Origin of the sequence: Methylomonas sp. LWB, from assembly GCF_001856095.1 — a bacterium.
In the GTDB taxonomy this organism is placed as follows: domain Bacteria; phylum Pseudomonadota; class Gammaproteobacteria; order Methylococcales; family Methylomonadaceae; genus Methylomonas; species Methylomonas koyamae_A.
This window is the reverse complement of the sequence record NZ_MKMC01000056.1, coordinates 128,879-149,162: the sequence shown is the minus strand read 5'-3', so window position 1 is coordinate 149,162 and position 20,284 is coordinate 128,879. Positions and strand designations below refer to the sequence as shown.

Annotated in this window: 21 protein-coding genes; 17 read left to right on the top strand and 4 right to left on the bottom strand. The window is 59.0% G+C overall.

Annotation, left to right across the window (positions count from 1 at the left end; all coding sequences use genetic code 11):
* Positions 1-46: 46 nt before the first annotated feature.
* The 4 genes from BJL95_RS18820 (at position 47) to BJL95_RS18805 (ending at position 4,310) form a co-directional block, all read left to right on the top strand.
* Entirely contained in the window at positions 47-640 is a 594-nt protein-coding gene (locus BJL95_RS18820; protein ID WP_071160333.1) for an NTP transferase domain-containing protein, read from the top strand.
* Complete coding sequence (locus BJL95_RS18815; RefSeq protein ID WP_071160150.1) at positions 619-1,422, top strand: XdhC family protein; 804 nt, start codon at positions 619-621, stop codon at positions 1,420-1,422. The genes BJL95_RS18820 and BJL95_RS18815 overlap by 22 nt, the downstream gene beginning before the upstream one ends.
* 90 nt (positions 1,423-1,512) lie before the next feature.
* Positions 1,513-1,980 (top strand): (2Fe-2S)-binding protein, encoded by a 468-nt coding sequence (locus BJL95_RS18810; RefSeq protein WP_064026395.1) that lies wholly within the window; start codon positions 1,513-1,515, stop codon positions 1,978-1,980.
* Entirely contained in the window at positions 1,977-4,310 is a 2,334-nt protein-coding gene (locus BJL95_RS18805; protein WP_071160148.1) for a xanthine dehydrogenase family protein molybdopterin-binding subunit, read from the top strand. Before BJL95_RS18810 ends, BJL95_RS18805 begins: the two co-directional genes overlap by 4 nt.
* Positions 4,311-4,323: 13 nt before the next feature.
* On the opposite strand, the gene dinB is transcribed toward BJL95_RS18805, so the two are convergent.
* The 4 genes from dinB to BJL95_RS18785 all read right to left on the bottom strand — a co-directional run bounded on the left by dinB (position 4,324) and on the right by BJL95_RS18785 (position 7,112).
* Positions 4,324-5,400, bottom strand: coding sequence for a DNA polymerase IV (dinB, locus tag BJL95_RS18800; protein ID WP_071160146.1), 1,077 nt, complete (start codon positions 5,398-5,400; stop codon positions 4,324-4,326).
* Between the two features lie 6 nt (positions 5,401-5,406).
* Entirely contained in the window at positions 5,407-5,709 is a 303-nt protein-coding gene (locus BJL95_RS18795) for a DUF4389 domain-containing protein (protein ID WP_064026401.1), read from the bottom strand.
* Between the two features lie 7 nt (positions 5,710-5,716).
* Positions 5,717-6,736, bottom strand: coding sequence for a DUF2333 family protein (locus tag BJL95_RS18790; protein WP_064026403.1), 1,020 nt, complete (start codon positions 6,734-6,736; stop codon positions 5,717-5,719).
* A gap of 103 nt (positions 6,737-6,839) precedes the next feature.
* Positions 6,840-7,112 carry a YcgL domain-containing protein gene (locus BJL95_RS18785; RefSeq protein WP_064026405.1) on the bottom strand — a complete coding sequence of 91 codons (273 nt, stop codon included), beginning with the start codon at positions 7,110-7,112 and terminating at the stop codon, positions 6,840-6,842.
* A gap of 86 nt (positions 7,113-7,198) precedes the next feature.
* Here BJL95_RS18785 and BJL95_RS18780 point away from each other — a divergent pair, with 86 nt between their 5' ends.
* From BJL95_RS18780 to BJL95_RS18735, 13 genes are all read left to right on the top strand, one after another.
* Positions 7,199-7,798, top strand: a complete 600-nt coding sequence (locus BJL95_RS18780; RefSeq protein ID WP_071160331.1) for a CPBP family intramembrane glutamic endopeptidase — start codon at positions 7,199-7,201, stop codon at positions 7,796-7,798.
* On the top strand, positions 7,798-8,268 hold the full coding sequence (locus BJL95_RS18775) for a hypothetical protein (RefSeq protein WP_071160144.1): 471 nt from the start codon (positions 7,798-7,800) through the stop codon (positions 8,266-8,268). Before BJL95_RS18780 ends, BJL95_RS18775 begins: the two co-directional genes overlap by 1 nt.
* Before the next feature lie 94 nt (positions 8,269-8,362).
* The gene (gene guaB / locus BJL95_RS18770; protein ID WP_071160143.1) at positions 8,363-9,829 is read left to right on the top strand and encodes an IMP dehydrogenase; all 1,467 of its coding nucleotides are present in this window, start codon (positions 8,363-8,365) and stop codon (positions 9,827-9,829) included.
* Positions 9,830-9,896: 67 nt separating this feature from the next.
* The gene (locus BJL95_RS18765; RefSeq protein WP_071160141.1) at positions 9,897-10,865 is read left to right on the top strand and encodes a bifunctional 2-polyprenyl-6-hydroxyphenol methylase/3-demethylubiquinol 3-O-methyltransferase UbiG; all 969 of its coding nucleotides are present in this window, start codon (positions 9,897-9,899) and stop codon (positions 10,863-10,865) included.
* 81 nt (positions 10,866-10,946) lie between these two features.
* On the top strand, positions 10,947-12,533 hold the full coding sequence (gene guaA, locus BJL95_RS18760; RefSeq protein ID WP_071160139.1) for a glutamine-hydrolyzing GMP synthase: 1,587 nt from the start codon (positions 10,947-10,949) through the stop codon (positions 12,531-12,533).
* 60 nt (positions 12,534-12,593) lie between these two features.
* Positions 12,594-13,241: a DUF6680 family protein gene (locus BJL95_RS18755; protein WP_083386160.1), complete on the top strand. Its 648-nt coding sequence runs from the start codon at positions 12,594-12,596 to the stop codon at positions 13,239-13,241.
* A 539-nt stretch (positions 13,242-13,780) separates the two neighbouring features.
* Positions 13,781-13,924: a hypothetical protein gene (locus BJL95_RS25285; protein WP_175463758.1), complete on the top strand. Its 144-nt coding sequence runs from the start codon at positions 13,781-13,783 to the stop codon at positions 13,922-13,924.
* 127 nt (positions 13,925-14,051) lie between these two features.
* Positions 14,052-14,750 (top strand): hypothetical protein, encoded by a 699-nt coding sequence (locus BJL95_RS24850; protein WP_139306330.1) that lies wholly within the window; start codon positions 14,052-14,054, stop codon positions 14,748-14,750.
* 131 nt (positions 14,751-14,881) lie between these two features.
* Positions 14,882-15,046, top strand: a complete 165-nt coding sequence (locus BJL95_RS25280) for a hypothetical protein (RefSeq protein WP_175463757.1) — start codon at positions 14,882-14,884, stop codon at positions 15,044-15,046.
* A gap of 129 nt (positions 15,047-15,175) precedes the next feature.
* Positions 15,176-15,973: an indole-3-glycerol phosphate synthase TrpC gene (trpC, locus tag BJL95_RS18750; RefSeq protein WP_071160137.1), complete on the top strand. Its 798-nt coding sequence runs from the start codon at positions 15,176-15,178 to the stop codon at positions 15,971-15,973.
* 152 nt (positions 15,974-16,125) lie between these two features.
* The gene (locus BJL95_RS18745) at positions 16,126-17,565 is read left to right on the top strand and encodes a carbohydrate porin (RefSeq protein ID WP_254786849.1); all 1,440 of its coding nucleotides are present in this window, start codon (positions 16,126-16,128) and stop codon (positions 17,563-17,565) included.
* A gap of 217 nt (positions 17,566-17,782) precedes the next feature.
* Positions 17,783-19,117, top strand: a complete 1,335-nt coding sequence (locus tag BJL95_RS18740) for a TolC family protein (protein ID WP_071160135.1) — start codon at positions 17,783-17,785, stop codon at positions 19,115-19,117.
* Positions 19,117-20,274, top strand: a complete 1,158-nt coding sequence (locus BJL95_RS18735) for an efflux RND transporter periplasmic adaptor subunit (protein WP_071160133.1) — start codon at positions 19,117-19,119, stop codon at positions 20,272-20,274. The genes BJL95_RS18740 and BJL95_RS18735 overlap by 1 nt, the downstream gene beginning before the upstream one ends.
* The last annotated feature ends 10 nt before the right edge of the window (positions 20,275-20,284 follow it).

The window sequence follows — 20,284 nt, the reverse complement described above, 5'->3', positions numbered from 1 at the left end:
TTTCACCCGTCCCGATGTTGCCACACTCAACCGCATGTTTAAGCCGATGCCGGAAATAATCGGCATTCTATTGGCCGCCGGCGCTAGTCGCCGCTACGGCGCCGACAAATTGAGTCAATGCCTGCCGGATGGAGAACCTATTGCGCTACGCGCCTACCGGAATCTGGCGGAGGGTTGCGATCGGGTCGTCGCGGTGGTTCGGCCGGACAATCCGGCCTTGGCCGAGCGTTTGCAAGCCGCCGGCGCCGAAGTCGCGGTTTGCCGCGATGCCGACCTGGGCATGGGACACAGCTTGGTCCGCGGCGTGCAAGTGGCCTCGCCGGCCGGCGGCTGGTTGGTGGCGCTGGCCGACATGCCCTGGATATTGCCGAGTACGGTGATCAAAGTCGCCGAGGCCTTGCGCGGCGGCGCCTTAGTGGCAGCCCCGGTGTTCAACGGCCGGCGCGGCCATCCGGTCGGTTTCGCCGAGGCATTGGCGCCTGAATTGATTGCATTGCAAGGCGATCAAGGTGCAAAATCGGTCATCCAAGCCCATCTTCATCAACTCATGCTGCTCGATTGCGACGATCCCGGTATTTTCCGCGACATCGACAGGCCCGAAGACTTATTCCCCCGACAATGCAAAAACCCGATCTGTTAAGTTTGCAACTTGAATTGCGCGACGCCCGCCGTCCGCACGCCCTGGCCACCGTGATCGAAATTCTCGGTTCGTCGTCGGCCAAACCCGGCGCCAAGGCACTGATCGGCGAAACCGGCGAGGTCCTGGCCGGCTGGATAGGCGGGGGTTGCGCGCAGGCGATGGCGGTCGATACCGCGCTAAAAGCCCTGGCCAGCGGCGAACCCTGTGTGATCGATGTCGATCTGACCGACGAAGTATTCGGCGCCGGCATGCCCTGCGGCGGCAGTATGCGGGTCTACGTCGAGCCGGTGGTGCCGAAACCGCGAGCCTGGCTGTTGGGCCACGGCCGCATCGTCGAGGCCTTGTGCGAATTCGCCGGCCGCCTGGGTTTCGACGCCATCGTTGACGATCATCAGGCCTTGCCGGCACGCTTCCCCGGCGCCTGCCGGCTGATTACCGACGATCAGCGCTATCAACAATTGCAACCGTTTGCCGGCGATTTTGTCGTCGTCGCCACCCACCACAAGGGCGATTACGACGCGTTGACCCAGGCCCTAAATTCCGAAGCCGGCTACATCGCATTGGTGTCCAGCCGTAAACGCGCGCAATTGGTGATTTCGCGCTTGGCCGGCGAAGGTTGGGACGAAACCTCCCTGAAGCGTATCCGGGCGCCCGCCGGACTGGATTTAGGGGCGAAAACGCCCGAGGAAATCGCGCTAGCGATCGTTGCCGAAATGGTCGCGGTTCGGCGGGGCGCGGGTTGCGTACCGTTGAGCGGCCTCCCGGCAAGTCCGCCCGGTTAATTCGGCCGCTTTACCGGCCGACAACCGCCGTGTACGATGCGCCCACTCGCCACACGGCATTTTTCGCGACACCTAACGGAGCGATAGACCATGACCACGCTCGATATCAACGGCAAACGCCATAAAATCGATCTGCCCGACGACACGCCGCTACTGTGGGCCTTGCGCGACCGGCTCGGCATGACCGGCACCAAGTTCGGCTGCGGCATGGCGGTGTGCGGAGCCTGCATGGTGCATCTGGACGGCACCCCCACCCGCGCCTGCGTGACGCCGATCTCGGCGGCGGCCGGCAAGAAAATCGTCACGATAGAAGCCGTCGGCAACGACCCGGTCGGCCGCAAGGTTCAGGACGCCTGGCTGGCCTTGAACGTGCCGCAATGCGGCTATTGTCAGTCCGGACAAATCATGTCGGCCACCGCGCTGCTCAAACAACACCCTCGGCCCAGCGATGAAGACATCGACAAGGCGATGAGCGTGAATTTATGCCGCTGCGGTACTTACCAACGCATCCGCGCGGCGATCAAACAAGCCGCGAGTCTGAACGAGGAGCCCGTATGAACCGGCCGTTTTCCGATCATCCCGGCGACGCGCTGAGCATCGTCAACGTCAGCCGCCGCGAGTTCCTGAAAACCAGCGCGCTGACCGGCTTCGTGCTGGCCGCAGGCTTTCCCGCCTTGTTGAAAGCCGACGAAACCGCGTCGCCGCAAACCCCGGCAAAGTACGGCGCCGACGCGATGCCGCACGGCTGGATAGACGATCCGCTGGTGTTCGTCGCAATCGCCGCCGACGGCACGGTCACCATCGTTTGCCACCGCTCGGAGATGGGTCAGGGCGTGCGTACCAGTTTGCCGATGGTGGTCGCCGACGAACTGGAAGCCGATTGGGCACGGGTGAGGGTTGAGCAAGCGCCCGGCGACGAGGTCCGTTTCGGCAATCAGGATACCGACGGCTCGCGCAGCACTCGGCATTTTTTCCTGCCGATGCGCCGGGTCGGCGCGGCGGCCCGGCGCATGCTGGAAGCGGCGGCGGCGGCCAAATGGCGCGTGCCTATCGAAGAGGTACGCGCCGAGCTGCATCAGGTCAAACATCTACCCAGCGGCAAGACCGTCGGCTACGGCGAACTGGCCAAGGCGGCGGCGAAACTGCCGGTGCCCGAACGGGATACCCTGCGATTGAAAGCGCCAGCCGAATTTCGCTACATCGGCAAGGGCCAGTCGGACATTTACGACGGCGCCGACATCGTTTCCGGCAAGGCTCAATACGGCATAGACATTCGGCTGAAAGGCATGCTGTATGCCGTGATTGCCCGGCCGCCGGTCTTCGGCGGCAGGCTTAAAAGCTACGACGCCAGTGCCGCGCTAAATGTGAAGGGCGTGGTCAAGGTCGTCGAATTGCCCGGCAGTCCGCCGCCGGCCGAATTCAATCCGCTGGGCGGCGTCGCGGTGATCGCGACCAACACCTGGGCGGCGATTCAGGGACGCGCGGCGTTGAAAATCGAATGGGACGCCGGCCCGCACGCCGGGTACGACTCCTCGGCCTACCAAGCCGAGCTGGAGGCGGCGGCGCGCCAACCCGCCAAGGTAGTCCGCCAGCAAGGTGATGTTGGGGCGGCGCTGAATTCCGCCGCCAAGCGCGTCGAAGCGGAATATTACGTCCCGCATCTGGCCCAGGCGCCTATGGAGCCGCCGGCGGCGACCGCCCGCATCGGCAACGGCCGTTGCGAAGTGTGGGCTTGCACGCAAGCGCCGCAATTGAGCCGGGAAAAGGTCGCCAAATGGCTGAAACTACCCGAGGACAAGGTAACGGTTCACGTCACCTTGCTCGGCGGCGGCTTCGGCCGCAAATCGATGCCGGACTATGTGATCGAAGCGGCCTTGCTGTCGCAAGCGATGGCCGGCAAACCGGTCAAGGTCACCTGGACCCGCGAAGACGATTTGCATCATTCCTACTACCACACCGTGACGCTCGATCGCCTGGAAGCCGGACTAAGTGCGGAAGGCAAGCCCCTGTCCTGGTTGCACCGCAGCGCCTCGCCGAGCATTTCCTCGACCTTCGTCGCCGGCAGCAAATTGCCGATGCCGGTGGAATTAGGCATGGGCGTGATCAACGTGCCGTTCGCGATCGAGCATCTACGCATCGAAACCGCCGAGGCCGAGGCCCATACCCGAATCGGTTGGTTCCGTTCGGTTTCGAACATTCCGCACGCGTTCGCGGTGCAATCCTTCGTCGCCGAGTTGGCGGCGGCGGCCGGCCAGGATCACCGCGATTTTTTGCTGGCCTTGATAGGACCGCCTCGCAAAATCGATCCGCGCGGTCTCGGCGACCACTGGAACCACGGCGAATCGCCGGAACGCTATCCTATCGATACCGGCCGTTTGCGGCGGGTCATCGAGACCGCGACCCGCGAAGCCGGCTGGGGCCGCACCTTGCCCAAGGGTCAAGGTCTGGGTCTGGCGGCGCATTACAGTTTTGTCACCTATGTGGCGGTGGTCGCCGAAGTCGCGGTTGGCGCGGACGGCAAACTCAGCATTCCCCGCATCGACATCGCGGTCGATTGCGGCCCGCAAGTCAACCCGGAACGGATACGCTCGCAAATCGAAGGCGCTTGCAATATGGGTGTCAGCTTGGCTACTCAAGGCGAGATCAGTTTCAAGAACGGCGCGGCGCAGCAGGATAATTTCCATGCCTACCAAATCGCCCGTATCGACGATGCACCGCGCGAAATCCGGGTTCATTTGCTGCCGGCCGGCGATTTCGACGTGCCGCTGGGCGGCGTCGGCGAACCCGGCGTGCCGCCGATCGCGCCGGCACTATGCAACGCCATTTTCGCGGCGACCGGCCGACGTATCCGTCATTTGCCGATCAAGGATCAGTTGGAAAGCGTTTGAGCGTTGGGTCGTCCTAGAGGTGTTCGAATAAATCGAGCTGGCGGTACTGCCCGGCCGAGCGCTCCGGGTCCAGGCCGGATAAGGTGACCCCCAGTAATCGCACCGGCTCGCTGCCGGTGCCGGCGCTGTGCAACAACTCGGCTAGCAACAGGCGCGTATCCGCGTCGTCGGCGATCGGTCGATCCAGCGTCCGGGCGCGGGTCACTTGCACGAAGTTGCGGTACTTGATTTTGACCGTTAGCGTGTAAGCCGTCATCTGCTTTTCGGCCAGCCGTAACAAGGCTTGGCCGAACAAATCTCGCAGCAGGCGCAATTGAGTCGCCGAGTCGGCAATGTCCTGCTCGAAGGTGGTTTCGACGCCGACCGATTTGCGCTGTCTGTCGGCCCGCACCGGCCGGTGATCGACGCCTCGGGCGATGTCGTGGTAATGCTGGGCGGCCTTGCCGAAATGCTGTTGCAACAAGACCAGCGGGGCTTTTTTTAAATCCAGGCCGGTCAGTATTCCGAGCGCCTGCATCTTGCGTTCGGTGGCCGGACCGATACCGTGAAACTTGCCCACCGCCAGGGTTTCGACGAAGGCCGGGCCTTGTTCGGGGGTAATCAAGTGCAAACCGTCCGGTTTGCCCAAATCCGAGGCGATTTTCGCCAAGAACTTGTTATAGGACACGCCGGCCGAAGCGATTAGTCCGGTTTCCCGGCGAATGGCTTGTTTGATTTGCCCGGCCAATCGCATCGCCGATTCGGCCGAGCTGACGTCCAGATAGGCTTCATCCAGCGACAAGGGCTCGATGCAATCGCAATAGCGGGCGAAGATGGCGCGGATGGCTGCCGAAACAGCCCGGTACACGTCGAAACGCGGTCTAACGAAAATAGCTTGCGGACAGAGCCGGTAGGCCTGCGACGACGGCATCGCCGAATGCACGCCGAACACGCGGGCCTCGTAGCTACAGGTGGCGACAACGCCGCGCGAATCGGGTTGGCCGCCGACGATGACCGGCTTGTTGCGGTATTGCGGGTGGTCGCGTTGCTCGACCGCCGCGTAAAACGCATCCATGTCGATATGGATGATTTTGCGCGGAACCTCGGTCATGGCGGACTAGGGTTTGTGGGGCAATTCCAGATTGGCGGTGTCGTTCCAGTCCGCGAACGGAAACGGCAATTTGTCGGTATTGAAGGTCAGAAACAACAAAATGTGGTAATGATAAATCGACAGCGAGCGGCCGAAATTCAGGATGTTGGGATTGCATGCGCCAGTCAGCAGCACCGAGCCGACCTGCAACAGAATTACCAACCACAGCAACAACTTCACCAGGCTGTCGATGGCCGCGTAGATCACCATGAAGATGATCCGCTTCCAGGTTTCGATTTTTTTCAGGTTTTCGTTGATTTGGTCCTGCATCGCCGCCTTAGCCTCGGTTCATCACGTCGCGCAAGTCCAAGGCCGCCGCGTTGGCTCGGGCGATGTAGTTGGCCAGCGCCAGCGAATAGTTGGCGAACAGGCCGAAGCCGTCGCCGTTCAATACCACCGGACTCAAGGTCGGCGTCAAGGCTTTTTCCAGCGACTGGATCATGATGTCCAGCGTATTCATCGCCCGCTTGTCGAGCAAAATGTCGGAAAAATCGTGCTTGATTGCCCGCAGAATGTGTAACAAGGCCCAGCTAGCGCCGCGCGCTTCGTAGAACACGTTATCGATTTCCAGCCAAGGCGTTTGACCGATGGTCGGCATGTTCATATCGACCGGGTTGGAGGGGTCGCCGTGCGCGGCGCCGGAGAAGCGGTCGGTACTGGCCGCCAAACGGGTGGACAATCCGCCCAAGCGTTTGATGACAACCTCGGTGTATTGCCAAAGGTTATCGGCGCGGGCGTGAAACTGGGCCGGCTTCGATTCCGAAGTCGGATTTTGCAAACGCGCCATGTAACCGTGTAATGCCTCGACGCCTTTAACGTATTCGGATTCGGTGGACGGCAGCGCCCAGGAATTGCGTTCGTAGTAAAAATAAGGCTCCGCTTTCGCCAAATCCGGGTCTTCGGCCGATTGCGACTGGTCGCGGGCGAAATGGTTGCGCAAGGCGGTGGTGCCGTCGCGCAGCATGACCAGCGCGCCGTACTCGAAACTTTGGATGTTATCGCAGAACAAGCCAGGCGGCGCCACGTCGTTGGATAAGTACCCGCCGGCCTTGAATAAAATCACGTCGGCAATGTGCGCCAGCGTGTTGGCGTAGACGTAGCCGATCGGCATTTGATCGGTGTGGGTCACGTTCATGCGTTCGATCGCTTCATCTTCGACGCTGAATTGTTCCGGCTCCTGGCTCCACCATTCCCCCAAAACCAGCATCACGATGACCACCACGCTGACCAAGGATCCGAATCCCCACAGAATGCCTCTCGACTTGGAGTCTTCGTAAGCTAATGGATTATCTGACATTTGTAACAATTCCCGGTGAGTCTTTTGAGAAACAGGAGAAAGCCGCCCCCCGATAAAAATGCGACCATGTTAGCACGGATTAACCGGTTGGCATTCGCCGATTTCAGTGCAGCTTGGCGTTGGCAAGCGATAGCGGATCGGCCAGCCGAGTGGGCGGGAGTTGCACGAAAAAGCCTTTCGCCCGCAGGCTGGCGATGACTTTTTCGACCTTCTCCCTGGCCAGTTTGCGTTCCGGCGTCAACTCCAGCTCCATCACGAATTGCAAGCGACCCAAGCTGGCGAACAAATCGGCCGGTAAAGCCGAGAAATCGTCTTTCTTGTCCAGATATAAATAGAGTTCGTCTTTTTTAAGGCTTTTATAAATAAAGCATTGCATGCGCGGCTCTCGGATTGGTTTGGACTGCCAATTTTAACGGTTTTTGTTTAGAATTTTCGGTCAACCCCTTCTCGCAGCCACCGCTAATGTCCGATTCGATTCCGCCGCAAGACCGTTTTTTCCGGCTGGCCTGCCTATTCGAGGCCGGCTTGGCGCCGCTGGCGGTTCTGTTCGGCTGGCTGACCGACGTCGATCCGTTCGCGGGCTTGGCTTGGTCGGAACCGGCATTGGCGAACGGCTTATTGGCCACGCTGCCGCTGTTGATCGTGTTTTTCGCGCTGCAAGCGCTGGAATATCCGGCGTTGCGCGACATTCGCGAATTGCTGCTGGAGACGTTGGGCCCCCGACTGGTCGGACGGCACTGGTCCGATCTGCTGATTCTGGCCGGTCTAGCCGGCTTCGGCGAGGAAGCGTTGTTTCGCGGCTTTTTGCAGCCGTGGCTGGAGAACCGTTGGGGCGCGCTGCCCGCGCTCTGGCTGAGCAACACGGTGTTCGCGCTGGTACACGCGGTAACCCCATTGTACGCGGTGTTGGCCTTGCTGATCGGTCTCTATCTCGGCGTTTTGCTGGATTACGGCGGCGAGCGCAACCTGCTGATGCCGATGGTGGCCCACGCCGCTTACGACTTCGTCGCGTTTGTTGTTATCCTGCGCGATTACCGCCACCGCCAATTAAGGAGCCAGTAATGCCCGAGTCGCCTGGTCGAGACAACCACGATAAGCTGACGGCCCACAAACTGATCTGCGTCGCGATGCTGGCGCTGGTGCTAGCCTACAACGCGTTTTGCCACTTCTGGCCGAATGAGTTTCAGCTCGGCTGGCCGGCTGACCGGCGCGAGCTGATCCGTAGCGTGCTGTACGGCATTGCCATCGTGCTGTTTCCGTTCACCAATCTGCTGCGCCACGTCCTGCTGCGTCTGAACCAGACCATGCCAGGCCCCAAACCGGCGGCGGCCCGCTATCTGGTTACGATTGCGGTCACCCAGGGGCTGATCGAATGGGTCGGGCTGTTCGGTTTCGGAATGTTTCTGATCGGGGACGGTTACAACACCCTCTATATTTTCAGCCTGATGGCGGCGCTGGGCGTGTATCTGCATCGACCGAAAGCCGAGGAATATCGGCGCATTGTCGCCGAGCTGACCCGGAAAACCCCGTGATGCCGGCAAATCCCGTTGACTATTTCCGATTTTTAGGATGCGCGCTTAGGTTGTACAATGGCGGGCTTATTAAAGATTAGCCCCAGGTGTGATTATGCAAATTATTCAGGAAGCGCTCACCTTCGATGACGTTTTATTGGTGCCGGCCCATTCTTCCGTATTACCCCGCGAAGTCGAGCTGAAAACCCGGCTGACCCGCAAAATCACCCTGAACATCCCGCTGGTTTCGGCGGCGATGGACACCGTTACCGAAGCCCGCTTGGCGATCGCGATCGCCCAGGAAGGCGGCATCGGCATCATCCACAAAAACATGACGATAGATCAGCAAGCCGGCGAAGTGCGGCGCGTCAAAAAATACGAAAGCGGTGTCATCAAGGACCCGATCACGGTATCACCCAACGTTACGGTCCGCGAAGTGTTGGAATTGACCCGCGCGAAGAACATTTCCGGGGTGCCGGTCGTCGCCGGTGAAGAATTGGTCGGCATCGTTACCAGCCGAGATTTGCGTTTCGAAACCCGCCTCGACGTGGCGATCAGCCAGATCATGACGCCGAAAGACAAGCTGGTCACCGTCCGCGAAAGCTTCAGCCACCGGGAAGTCATCGAAAAACTGCATACCCACCGCATCGAAAAAGTCCTGGTGGTCAACGACGCCTTTCATTTACGCGGCATGATTACCGTCAAGGACATTCAAAAAGCCAAGGACAATCCGCAAGCTTGCAAGGACGAGCAGGAAAGGCTGATCGTCGGCGCGGCGGTCGGGACCGGCGCCGACACCGGCGAACGGGTCGGCGCGCTGGTCGAGGCCGGCGTGGACGTGATTATCGTCGACACCGCCCACGGCCACTCGCAAGGCGTGCTGGACAAGGTGCGCTGGGTCAAACAAAACTTTCCGCAGGTGCAGGTCATCGGCGGCAACATCGCCACGGCTGCGGCGGCCAAGGCGCTGGTCGAAGCCGGTGCCGACGGCGTCAAGGTCGGCATCGGTCCCGGCTCGATCTGCACCACCCGTATCGTCGCCGGCGTCGGCGTGCCGCAGATCACCGCAGTCAGCAATGTCGCCGACGCCTTGAAAGCCAGCGGCGTGCCGCTGATCGCCGACGGCGGCATTCGTTATTCCGGCGACGTCGCCAAGGCATTGGCGGCCGGCGCTCACGCGGTGATGCTGGGCGGCTTGTTCGCCGGCACCGAGGAAGCCCCCGGCGAAGTCGAATTGTTCCAGGGCCGCTCGTACAAATCTTACCGGGGCATGGGCTCGCTGGGCGCGATGTCGCAACAGCAAGGCTCCAGCGATCGCTATTTCCAGGAAGATACCGAGCAGGTCGAAAAATTGGTGCCGGAAGGCATCGAAGGCCGGGTGCCTTACAAAGGTTCGGTACTGGCCATCGTCCATCAATTGTTGGGCGGCGTGCGTTCGGCGATGGGCTATACCGGTAACAGCACGATAGAAGAAATGCACAACAACGCTCAGTTCGTTCGAGTCACCAGCGCCGGCATGCGGGAAAGCCACGTCCACGACGTGACGATCACCAAGGAAGCGCCCAACTACCACATGAACTAATCCGGACCGATCCCGGTCCGCTCCCTGGCCGTCGCCGACCGGCGACGGCGGGTTTCCGGAAATCAGCATGCAAGCAAACCAACTCGAATCCTCCATGCCCTGCAACCTGTGCGGCGGCCGCCATGTCGAGGTACTGTCCAAGCGTTCCCGTAGCGGCGCGGCGCTACGCACCGTAATCTGCAAGGATTGCGGCTTGGTGTGGAGCGACCCGTTTCCGCACGACCCCCGCCAGTTTTACGCCGACGACTACCGTCTGGCCTATAAGCAAACCTACGCCCCCAAGGCCAAGCATATCCTGCGCGCCGGCCGGGTGGCGTTGGAACGCCACGCCAAGATCAAGCATCTCTTGCAGCAACGCCGGCGGGTGTTGGACGTCGGCACCGGCGGCGGCGAATTCGCCTACCTGATTCAATCGCTGGGCCACGAGCTGCAAGGTATCGAACCGAACAAGGGCTACGGCGAATATTCCGCCGCCCAATACGGCTTGAATCTGCAAATCGGCTTCATCCAGGACGCCGCACTGGACGACGCCAGTTTCGACCTGGTCACGATTTGGCACGTGCTGGAACACACCGAAGACCCCAGCGCGGTGCTCGGCCGCCTGCGCGGCCTGCTCAAACCCGACGGTATCCTGGTTGTCGAAGTACCCAACGTCGAGGCCGTCTGCCAATCGCCGGCCAGCAGCTTTCACGAAGCCCATCTGTTCAATTTCAACGCCAACACCCTGCAACGGATGGGCGAAAAAGTCGGCCTGACCGCAAGCGAATACCGCTTATCGGAAGACGGCGGCAACTTGACGATGTTCTTCAAACCCGCCGAAGTCCGGACCGACCCGGCAGCCCTGAGCGGCAACGCCGACCGGATCGGCGCGATCGTGCGCGGTCATACCAACCTGCGCCACTTCATGCGGGCCGCGCCCTATCTGCGGTTTTTGAAAAAACTGCAACGCAGCATCGCCGAGCGCGGACTGAACCAGCCGGTCGCCGATAGCAAATCCCTGCTGGATCGGCTGTACCGCGAGTATCGCGTACTCTAGGCAGCGACCGATTTTCTGTTATTTCCGACGGCTTGGGCTAGATTAAAGCCCAAGCCGCTTCCGTTACTTCAAGGTGTTCCCGTGACGACTCCCGCATCCAACATCCACGCCGACAAAATCCTGATCCTCGACTTCGGTTCGCAATACACGCAGCTGATCGCCCGCCGCATCCGCGAGATCGGCGTGTATTGCGAGATTTATTCCTGCGACAGTCGCGACGACGAAGTCAAAAACTTCGGCGCCAAGGGCATCATCCTGTCCGGCGGTCCGGAAACCGTGACCAGCAGCGACACCCCGCGCGCGCCGCAGGCCGTGTTCGACCTGGGCGTGCCGGTACTGGGCATTTGCTACGGCATGCAAACCATGACCGAACAGTTGGGCGGCAAGGTCGAGTCCTCCGACCACCGCGAATTCGGCTACGCCCAAATCCGCGCCCGCGGCCATTCCAAATTGTTGACGGAAATCGAAGATCACGTCTCGCCGGAAGGTTACGGCCTGCTGGACGTGTGGATGAGCCACGGCGACCGCGTGGTCGAATTGCCGGACGGCTTCAAACTGATCGCCAGCTCCGACGGCGCGCCGATTGCCGGCATCGCCGACGAGGCGCGCAATTTCTACGCGCTGCAATTCCACCCGGAAGTCACCCACACCAAGCAGGGCGGCCGCATCCTGAGCCGCTTCGTATTGGACATCTGCGGCTGCGCGGCGCTATGGAATGCCAACAACATCATCGAAGACAGCATCAAGGCGGTGCGGGAAAAAGTCGGCGGCGATCAGGTGATACTGGGCTTGTCCGGCGGCGTCGATTCGTCGGTGGTCGCGGCCTTATTGCACCGCGCCATAGCCTCGCAACTGACCTGCGTGTTCGTGGATACCGGCCTGTTACGCCTGCACGAAGGCGATCAGGTCATGGCAATGTTCGCCGAACACATGGGCATCAAGGTCGTCCGCGTCGATGCCGAGGCCCGCTACATGAGCGCACTGTCCGGCGTCAACGACCCGGAGCAAAAACGCAAAATCATCGGCGGATTGTTCGTCGAGATTTTCGACGAGGAAGCCGGCAAACTGACCGACGCCAAATGGTTGGCGCAAGGCACGATCTACCCGGACGTCATCGAATCGGCCGGCGCCAAAAGCGGCAAGGCGCATCTGATCAAATCCCACCACAACGTCGGCGGCCTGCCGGAAAACATGAAGCTGAAACTGGTCGAACCACTGCGCGAACTGTTCAAGGACGAAGTCCGCAAACTCGGCCTGGAACTGGGCCTGCCGGCCGACATGATCTACCGCCACCCCTTCCCCGGTCCCGGCTTGGGCGTGCGCATCCTCGGCGAAGTCAAAAAATCCTATGCCGACTTACTGCGCAAGGCCGACGCCATCTTCATCGAAGAACTGTATCGCCATGATTTGTACAACCAAGTCAGCCAGGCCTTCGCGGTGTTCCTGCCGGTCAAATCGGTCGGCGTGATGGGCGACGGTCGTAAATACGACTACGTCGTGGCCTTGCGCGCCGTCGAAACCATCGATTTCATGACCGCCCGCTGGGCACACTTGCCCTACGACTTTCTGGACTTGGTCTCAAGGCGCATCATCAACGAAGTACCGGGGATTTCCAGGGTAACTTACGACATCTCCGGCAAGCCGCCGGCGACGATTGAGTGGGAGTAAAAATGCGCTGAAAAATAAAACATTCAACATCTAATTCGTAATTTTTTAGGGCTTGGCACCATGCCTTTGATTAATGAACTAAATATGGATACTAAAGATTGGATAATGACCATTTCAGTCATTATGGGGCCAATCCTTGCTGTCCAGGCTCAGAAATTTCTTGAAAATTTTAGTGAAAAAAGGGAGCGTCGTGTCAGGTTGTTCAAAACCTTGATGTCTACACGAGCAGAGCGCCTAAATAGAGACCATGTTCAAGCTCTAAACATGATTGACATTGAGTTTTATGGTCGAATGATTCCACTTATAAGAACGCGATATCAAACTCAAAAAGAACAAGCAGTTACTCATTGTTGGAAGAATTATAATAACCACCTAGGCCAAAGAAATACATATGAGTCAGGTGAGGCATGGCTAAAAAAGTGCGATGACCTGTTTACTGATTTGCTTTATGCAATGGCGCAATCCTTAAACTATGATTACGATAAAGTTCAGCTTCAAAGGGACTGTTATCGACCGGAAGCTCACGGAACGATTGAAAATATACAGCTCAATCTTTTAACTGGTTTAGAAAGTATTGTAAAAGGAGATAGATCGCTACCAATGGCGGTAACTTCTTTCCCTGGAGTTAATAATCCCGATTCGGAATCATCGTTAGAAACGCCTGGTAGTGAAAGCAAACAACCGAGTAATATCGCGAAACCCGATTAGTAACCCTGATTTCCATCGTTCCCGCGCTCTGCGTTCACGTTATACACATCTCATCTCGACATCTTCTGTGCATCCAGGGCGAAGACAAAGTCGCTGCAATATAGCCTTGCCACCCCGCGTGGCGTCGTGTTTGCAAGCGAATAACTGCCAAAGCCCGCTCCAACAGGGTCACTTCCTACAACCGCAGAGGTTCGAGCGGCGGCAAGCACCGCTTGACCACGCTATAGCATAGCAGCGTCCGTAACCAAGGGAGGCAAAATGGGCAGCAGCCGCAACCTCATCACCAAACCGGACAAACCCCATTTCTAACCTGTAACGAGAATAAAGTCAGCCGGAGTTTACCCGCCCTGATGCCATTCAAATCGTTCTGGATACTTGGCGATACCAACGGCAGCACGCCAATTTCAAACTCTTCGCTTACGCGATCCTGGAAAACCTGTCGCCCAGGCTACGGTTTTGGACAAATGCGTCGCCAGTTTCAAATCCTACTCTGACCGGCGAATCATCGACCTGCCGCAACAACAAAAGCCGAGCGCCTGTTGCAAAAGTTGCGTTTCGCCAAGGCCGCGCATAAGAACGACCGCGAATTCCCATTTTGGCAGAAAGGCCTAAACGCCGAACTAGTGTTTAGCGAGACGATGATGCGGGAAACGCTGGATTGCATCCACGCGGGAGCGCGATAACGGTAATCGGGATTGCTCCGCAATCAGTTAATATGTTAGAGTCAGTTCGGCGCGACAAGCTCCGTGGTAGAGACTCGAAACACTCTACTTCCAGACATCTCCTATTTTCAAACGTAAGGAAACAAAAATGTTCAGGAAATTATTATGGCCGGCATTGATTGGCGTATTTTCATTCAATGCTCACGCTAGCGAAGTTATCGATAATACGCCAATCCACTCAAATCAAATAACGGTCCCCGAAGTAACCATTCGCCCGGAATTGCCCGGTATAACAATATCGCCAGGACAGCCACCCGAAGGTGTTCCTGCCTCGAATCCTGTCCTTATTGGTCAGCGATTGAGCTATAACGAAGCTGAAAGCTTATGGCAATATAGCTATCAAATATTTGGCCAGCAAATCAACGAACACGCCGCATTAACTATTCCGTATTTCTCGGATCAAGAAATTAGTTTGTTATCGGGACCGAGCGGTTGGAATTTGGAAATTGGCAATACCGATCTGTTTAACCTGGGTCAGGGTGTTGGATATATACGCTGGAGTTACGACGGCGTTACGCCTGACAGTTCAAACCGAGTTTTTAGTTATTACTCGCATTGGTCTCCAGGACAAGCAAGCTATAATTTCGTTGAAGCGGATCAAACTACGTCGAGCGGATTTCTTGCTCAACCATTGTCGCCGCAAGCCGCGCTGGCTGGAATTACGCCGCTTCTGTTACCTGTTCCAGTGCCTATTCCTTCGTTAGCGCTTCCCTTGTCGGTCTTGTTAATAGGCTGGGTGTTAAGCGGCTCTAAGCAACAAGCCCAGACTGCGAAGGTGTTTGTTTAGCGTGCGACGCCGGAAAAGCCGGGTTGGATACTCGCTAACCCGGCCAGATAGAATTCCATAGTTCCGCCCCGAGCATTGTTGCTGCTGGACTGATAACAATGCCGTTCTCAGTCCAACAAACAGAGCGAAAGATGAAGTACTACCGCGTCGGCGCCCACGCCGAAGCGCCGACGCTCTGGCGCCCCTATAAAACCGCCATCTTTATTCAGGAACAATCCGGCAAGCCACTGCGACAGGGCAAACAACCGGCCTATTTCGGCTTGGTTGGAAAAGGCGCTTGTGGCCCCTGCGGCTGAAATCGTCTAGCGCGCCGTTGCCGCGAGCGAATAAAAAGAATCAAGCCGAATGGTTTTGACGCCGAGTCCGGAACACTTTGCAATATAATCCGAGCATTAGCGATACATCACCTAGCCAAACCACACAACATGACCGACACACCCGACATCCTCAAAACCATCCTCGCCAAAAAAGCCGAAGAAGTAGCGCGCCGCAAGAACAACACACCGTTGGCTATGCTGCAAGAATTGGCCGGCACCGTGCAGGGTCCGCGCGGCTTTTATCAGGCTTTGCGCAACAAGGCCGACCAGCAAAAACCGGCAATCATCGCCGAAATCAAAAAGGCTTCGCCCAGCCAAGGCGTGATCCGCGAGGACTTCAAGCCGGTGGAAATCGCGGTCGATTATGCCTTCAACGGTGCGACCTGTTTGTCGGTGTTGACCGACAAGGAATTTTTCCAAGGCTCGGAAGCCAATCTGCAAATGGTCCGCGAACGTTGCCCGCTGCCGGCGATCCGCAAGGATTTCATAATCGATCCGTATCAAATCCACGAATCGCGGGCGCTGGGCGCCGACTGTATCTTGTTGATCGTCGCCGCGCTGGACGACGCGATGCTGAAGGAACTGGCCGACACCGCGACCGGTTTGGGCATGGACGTGCTGGTGGAAGTGCACGATGCCGAGGAACTGGAACGGGCCTTGGCGCTGAACACCCATATGATAGGCATCAACAACCGCAATCTGCGTACCTTCGAAGTGTCCCTACAAACCACGCTGGACCTGAAAAACGCGATTCCGGCCGACAAATTGATCGTCACCGAAAGCGGCATCCACACTCCGGCCGACGTCAAACTGATGCAGGACAACGGCATATACACCTTCCTGGTCGGCGAAGCCTTCATGCGCGCCGAATCGCCGGGTAAGAAGATGCGCGAGTTGTTTTTCTAAATCCGTTATTTTCGGATTCGCTGATGCTCGCCGCTGCCGGGCCAGATTAGACCGACCAAACCCTTTTTTACTCGAAACGGGTTTACGTCTTTCACGCGCGCACGACGGAGACTGGTATAGTGCCGCCGGTTTTCACCGATGGGGGCGGGGCGATGGCTAATATCCTGGGGGCGGTCCGTGGTTGGCGATTGTGCTTGCTGGTGCTGCTGGCGCCCGTGGCCGGCTTGGCGGGCGACGAATTTTCGTTAATGCAGGCCCTGGCCGACCAGGGCTGGCACGACCTGGACGACGAGCGTTGGAACGCCTACGCCCAGGCTACCTACATCTCCAGCTGGAAACCGGCCTTCGCGGCGGCTTACACCAATCTGAACGGCACGCCGCATTCGCTCAGTCCGAATGCCGAGCGCAGTTTTACCGGCACCTTTACCGCTTATTTCGGTTTGAAAGCCTGGTCGGGCGGCGAGATTTATCTGGCGCCGGAAATGATTTCCGAACTGCCGCTGTCCGACTTGAAGGGCTTGGGCGGCGGCATCCAAAACTTCGAATTGCAAAAAACCGGCTCGGTCAGCGCGACCTGGTACAAGTCGCGGTTTTATCTTAAGCAAACCTTTGGCTTCGGCGGCGACGACGGCCGCAACGAGTCCGCGCCCTTGCAACTGGCCGGCGCGTTGGACAGCCACCGCTTGGTGGTCACTTTCGGCAATCTCAGCGTGTTGGACATTTTCGACAAGAACCGCTTTTCCGCCGACTTGCGCCAGCAGTTCTTGAACATGGCGTTTCTCAGCCACGCGGCTTACGACTTTGCCGCCGACGCGCGCGGTTATTCGGTCGGTCTGGCCGGCGAATATTATCTCGGCGCGTGGACCTTGCGGCTGGGCCGCTTCGCCACGCCGCAAAATCCCAACGATCTGCCGTTGGATTTCAACGTGTTCAACCATTACGGCGATCAACTGGAGATCGAACACCGCCACACGCTGTACGGCCAAGACGGCGCGGTGCGGCTGTTGGCCTACCGCAATCGGGAAATCATGGGTCGCTGGGACGCGGCCATCGCGGCGCTGAAGGACGACCCAAGCAAAAACGCCGCGGCTTGCGGCGGCTTTCACTACGACTCGACCAACGCCGGCGCGCCGGATCTGTGTTGGGTGCGCCGGCCCAACGTCAAAACCGGCATCGGCATCAATATCGAACAGCGCTTGACTGGCGCGATCGGGATATTTCTACGCGGCATGGTTTCGGACGGGCAAACCGAGGTGTACTCCTATACCTCGGCCGACCGCTCGTTGTCGTTGGGCGCGGCCGTCGACGGCGAATATTGGGGCCGAGCCCGCGACACGGTCGGGGTCGGCTTCGCCAGCAGTTGGTTGTCGGCCAGCCACGTCGACTATTTGCGCCTGGGCGGCGTGGACGGATTTATCGGCGACGGCACCATCCGCTACCGGCCGGAACAGTTGGTAGACGTTTACTATAAATTCCATCCCTGGCCCTCGGTGTGGCTGACCGCCGACTACCAGCACATCGCCAATCCGGCCTACAATGCCGATCGAGGTCCGGTCGACGTTTACGGACTGCGCGCCCATTTCGAATTCTGACGTCGCGCGGTTGAAATCAACCGCAGGTTGGGGGATTTTACCCAAAAAAGGCTTTTCCGGAAAAAGATAGCGTATCGATAATAGTCTGCTATCATGCGCGGCCCGCGAACGGCGGGTGTCGGCGCGGACCGTAACCCCGACTCGGTAATGGCAAAGCTCTTGCTAAACTGAATCTGCTCCGGCGCGGCCGGAGGTTTAATCAATCACGGCGAAATTGATGCGAAAACGATTCCAGCAACTCTGTTGCCTCCTGGCGCTGCTCGGCGGGCAGTCGGCGTGGGCGCAAACTCGCGCGCTGACCGCCGAACAGGCCTTGGCGCTGTTCTTTCAGCGCAATCTGGATTTGATCGCCGCCCAGTACAACATCGATCAGGCGCGCGCCCAGGAAGTCATCGCCGGCGCCATCCCCAATCCGGATTTCAATTTCCAGTTGTCCGAGATCGGCGACAATCCCAACATGGGCTCGGCGGCGCGCGGCTGCAATCACAATCCGTCGGTCTCTTGCGGGCCCGCCGAATACTTTTCGTTCAGCCAGTTGATTGAGATGGCCGGCAAACGCGGTTTGCGCATCGAAAGCAGCGGCTTCGCGACGCAAGCCGCGGAAGCCGATCTGCGCGATGCAGTGCGTATCTTTAGCAATATGGTGCTGGACGCCTACTTCGATCTGTTGCTGGCCCAAAAAAACCGCTGGCTAGCCCAGGAAGCCGTCTCCCATTATCGGGACATCGCGGTGGCCAACAAGCTGCGCCTAAACAGCGGAGACATCGCCGAAGCGGATTTTTTACGGGTCAAAATGGAAGCCACCCGCGCCGAAGCGGATCTGGACGCGGCCGAAGCGGCGGTGCGTCAGGCCCAAACCTCGCTGGCGCAAGTTCTGCGTTGGCCGGAGCCGGACTGGCAATTCGAGGCCGCCGAAGTCTGGCCGGCGCTCAGCGACATCGGCCAGCACGGCGATGAAACCGCATTGCTCGACCAAGCCTTGCGTCAGCGGCCGGATTTGCAGGCCGACCGGCGCCGCGCCGAGCAAGCGCAAAAGGAGCTGGAATTGGCCCGCCGCTTGAAATACCCGGACGTCACGGTTAACGCCGGTTACGCCCGCGACCCCAGCAACAACGCGCTCAACTCGTTTTTCGTCGGCGTCAGCGTGCCGGTACCGGTGTTTTATCAGTACCAGGGCGAAGCCGACAAGGCGACGGTCGGTTTGAATCAAGCGCAATTGGCGGTCGAACAAACCGAACTGGCGATCCGTAGCGATGTGGCCAATGCGCTGGCCGCCTGGCGCAGCGCCGATAAAATCGCCCAACGCTACGAAAACGGCTTGCTGACCGATGCCCAAACCGTGCGAGACAGCGCCGAACTGGCTTTCAAAAAAGGCGCGACCGGCGTGTTGGATTTTATCGAGGCGCAGCGCAGTTACAAAACCGCGATGCGCGACTACTTCGCGGCCGTCGTCGGTCGTGCCAACGCCTATTACGACTTGGCCAAAGCCGTCGGCGACGAAACCCCGCTCGGCCGTCCGGCCGCCGATTCAAATTCCATTCCCAAGCCCTGATGACCACCGTGTTTAAACGCCATTTTAACGTCCCGATTCGGACCGCGCTGCTGGCGGGCTTGCTGGCGCTGGCCGCGTGCAACGAAGCCGCCGATAAAACCCCGCCGCCGCCAGCCGCCAAAACGCCGGGCGAGGTGGTGTTGCAAGCCGATTCGCCGAAAAAAACCTACGTCAAGATTCGCGAAGTGGCCTATAGCCGGCCGCCGACGATGGAGCCTCTGGCCGGCAAGATCGCCTACGACGAAAACCTGACCTCGCGGATTAGCTCGCCGGTCGCCGGCCGGGTAGTCGGCCAAGCGCTGGCCTTGGGCAGCCAAGTCGCCGCCGGGTCGACGCTGTTGGAATTGCACAGCCCCGATGTCGCCGACGCCGAAGCCGATTTCGCCAAGGCTCAGGCCGAATCGACGCTGGCCAACCGGGCCTATCAGCGCCAGCGCGAGCTCTACGAAGGCAAGGTCGTCGCCCGCAAGGACTTCGAGCAAGCCGAGGACGATTGGCAGCGGGCGCGCAGCGAACTGCAACGCACCGAAACCCGCTTGAAAAATCTGCATCTGGCCGGTCGCCAAGCCAACGGCCGGTTTGCGTTGAAATCGCCGTTGGCCGGCAGCGTCGTCGAGCGTAACGTCAATCCCGGTCAGGAAGTCGGCCCGGACACCGACCGTCCATTGTTCGTGGTGTCCGACCTTAGGCGGTTGAGCGCGGTACTGGAGGTGTTCGAGATCCATCTGAGCAAGATCAAGGTCGGTCAGCAAGTCAGCGTCGAAGTGCCCGCCTATCCGGGCGAACGTTTTCCGGCCGTGGTGCGCTATATTGGCCAAGTATTGGACGAAACCAGCCGCAGCGTGCAAGTGCGGTGCGAGCTGGCCAATCCGGACGGCCGCCTGCTGCCGGGCATGTACGCCAGCGTGACCCTGGAAAGCGACCCGTCTCAACAGGCGATCGTGATTCCGCTGACGGCGGTATTTACCGAGGCCGAATCCGATTACGTATTCGTCGCGACCGGGGAAAATCGTTTCAAGCAAAAGCCGATCAAAATCGGCCTGCGCCTGAAAGACCAAGGCGTCGTTCTGGAAGGCTTACAGCCCGGCGAGCGCCTAGTCACCGAAGGCGCCCTGGTGCTGCGCGCCGAGGAAGATGCCGACACTCAGGCCAATTGACCGGGATAGC

What these genes read in the sequence shown, in the direction of transcription:
- BJL95_RS18820 (WP_071160333.1), top strand. Translation starts at nt 47, where the DNA reads ATGCCGGAAATAATCGGCATTCTATTGGCCGCCGGCGCTAGTCGCCGC.
- BJL95_RS18815 (WP_071160150.1), top strand. Translation starts at nt 619, where the DNA reads ATGCAAAAACCCGATCTGTTAAGTTTGCAACTTGAATTGCGCGACGCC.
- BJL95_RS18810 (WP_064026395.1), top strand. Translation starts at nt 1,513, where the DNA reads ATGACCACGCTCGATATCAACGGCAAACGCCATAAAATCGATCTGCCC.
- BJL95_RS18805 (WP_071160148.1), top strand. Translation starts at nt 1,977, where the DNA reads ATGAACCGGCCGTTTTCCGATCATCCCGGCGACGCGCTGAGCATCGTC.
- dinB (WP_071160146.1), bottom strand. Translation starts at nt 5,400, where the DNA reads ATGACCGAGGTTCCGCGCAAAATCATCCATATCGACATGGATGCGTTT.
- BJL95_RS18795 (WP_064026401.1), bottom strand. Translation starts at nt 5,709, where the DNA reads ATGCAGGACCAAATCAACGAAAACCTGAAAAAAATCGAAACCTGGAAG.
- BJL95_RS18790 (WP_064026403.1), bottom strand. Translation starts at nt 6,736, where the DNA reads ATGTCAGATAATCCATTAGCTTACGAAGACTCCAAGTCGAGAGGCATT.
- BJL95_RS18785 (WP_064026405.1), bottom strand. Translation starts at nt 7,112, where the DNA reads ATGCAATGCTTTATTTATAAAAGCCTTAAAAAAGACGAACTCTATTTA.
- BJL95_RS18780 (WP_071160331.1), top strand. Translation starts at nt 7,199, where the DNA reads ATGTCCGATTCGATTCCGCCGCAAGACCGTTTTTTCCGGCTGGCCTGC.
- BJL95_RS18775 (WP_071160144.1), top strand. Translation starts at nt 7,798, where the DNA reads ATGCCCGAGTCGCCTGGTCGAGACAACCACGATAAGCTGACGGCCCAC.
- guaB (WP_071160143.1), top strand. Translation starts at nt 8,363, where the DNA reads ATGCAAATTATTCAGGAAGCGCTCACCTTCGATGACGTTTTATTGGTG.
- BJL95_RS18765 (WP_071160141.1), top strand. Translation starts at nt 9,897, where the DNA reads ATGCAAGCAAACCAACTCGAATCCTCCATGCCCTGCAACCTGTGCGGC.
- BJL95_RS18755 (WP_083386160.1), top strand. Translation starts at nt 12,594, where the DNA reads ATGCCTTTGATTAATGAACTAAATATGGATACTAAAGATTGGATAATG.
- BJL95_RS24850 (WP_139306330.1), top strand. Translation starts at nt 14,052, where the DNA reads ATGTTCAGGAAATTATTATGGCCGGCATTGATTGGCGTATTTTCATTC.
- BJL95_RS25280 (WP_175463757.1), top strand. Translation starts at nt 14,882, where the DNA reads ATGAAGTACTACCGCGTCGGCGCCCACGCCGAAGCGCCGACGCTCTGG.
- trpC (WP_071160137.1), top strand. Translation starts at nt 15,176, where the DNA reads ATGACCGACACACCCGACATCCTCAAAACCATCCTCGCCAAAAAAGCC.
- BJL95_RS18745 (WP_254786849.1), top strand. Translation starts at nt 16,126, where the DNA reads ATGGCTAATATCCTGGGGGCGGTCCGTGGTTGGCGATTGTGCTTGCTG.
- BJL95_RS18740 (WP_071160135.1), top strand. Translation starts at nt 17,783, where the DNA reads ATGCGAAAACGATTCCAGCAACTCTGTTGCCTCCTGGCGCTGCTCGGC.
- BJL95_RS18735 (WP_071160133.1), top strand. Translation starts at nt 19,117, where the DNA reads ATGACCACCGTGTTTAAACGCCATTTTAACGTCCCGATTCGGACCGCG.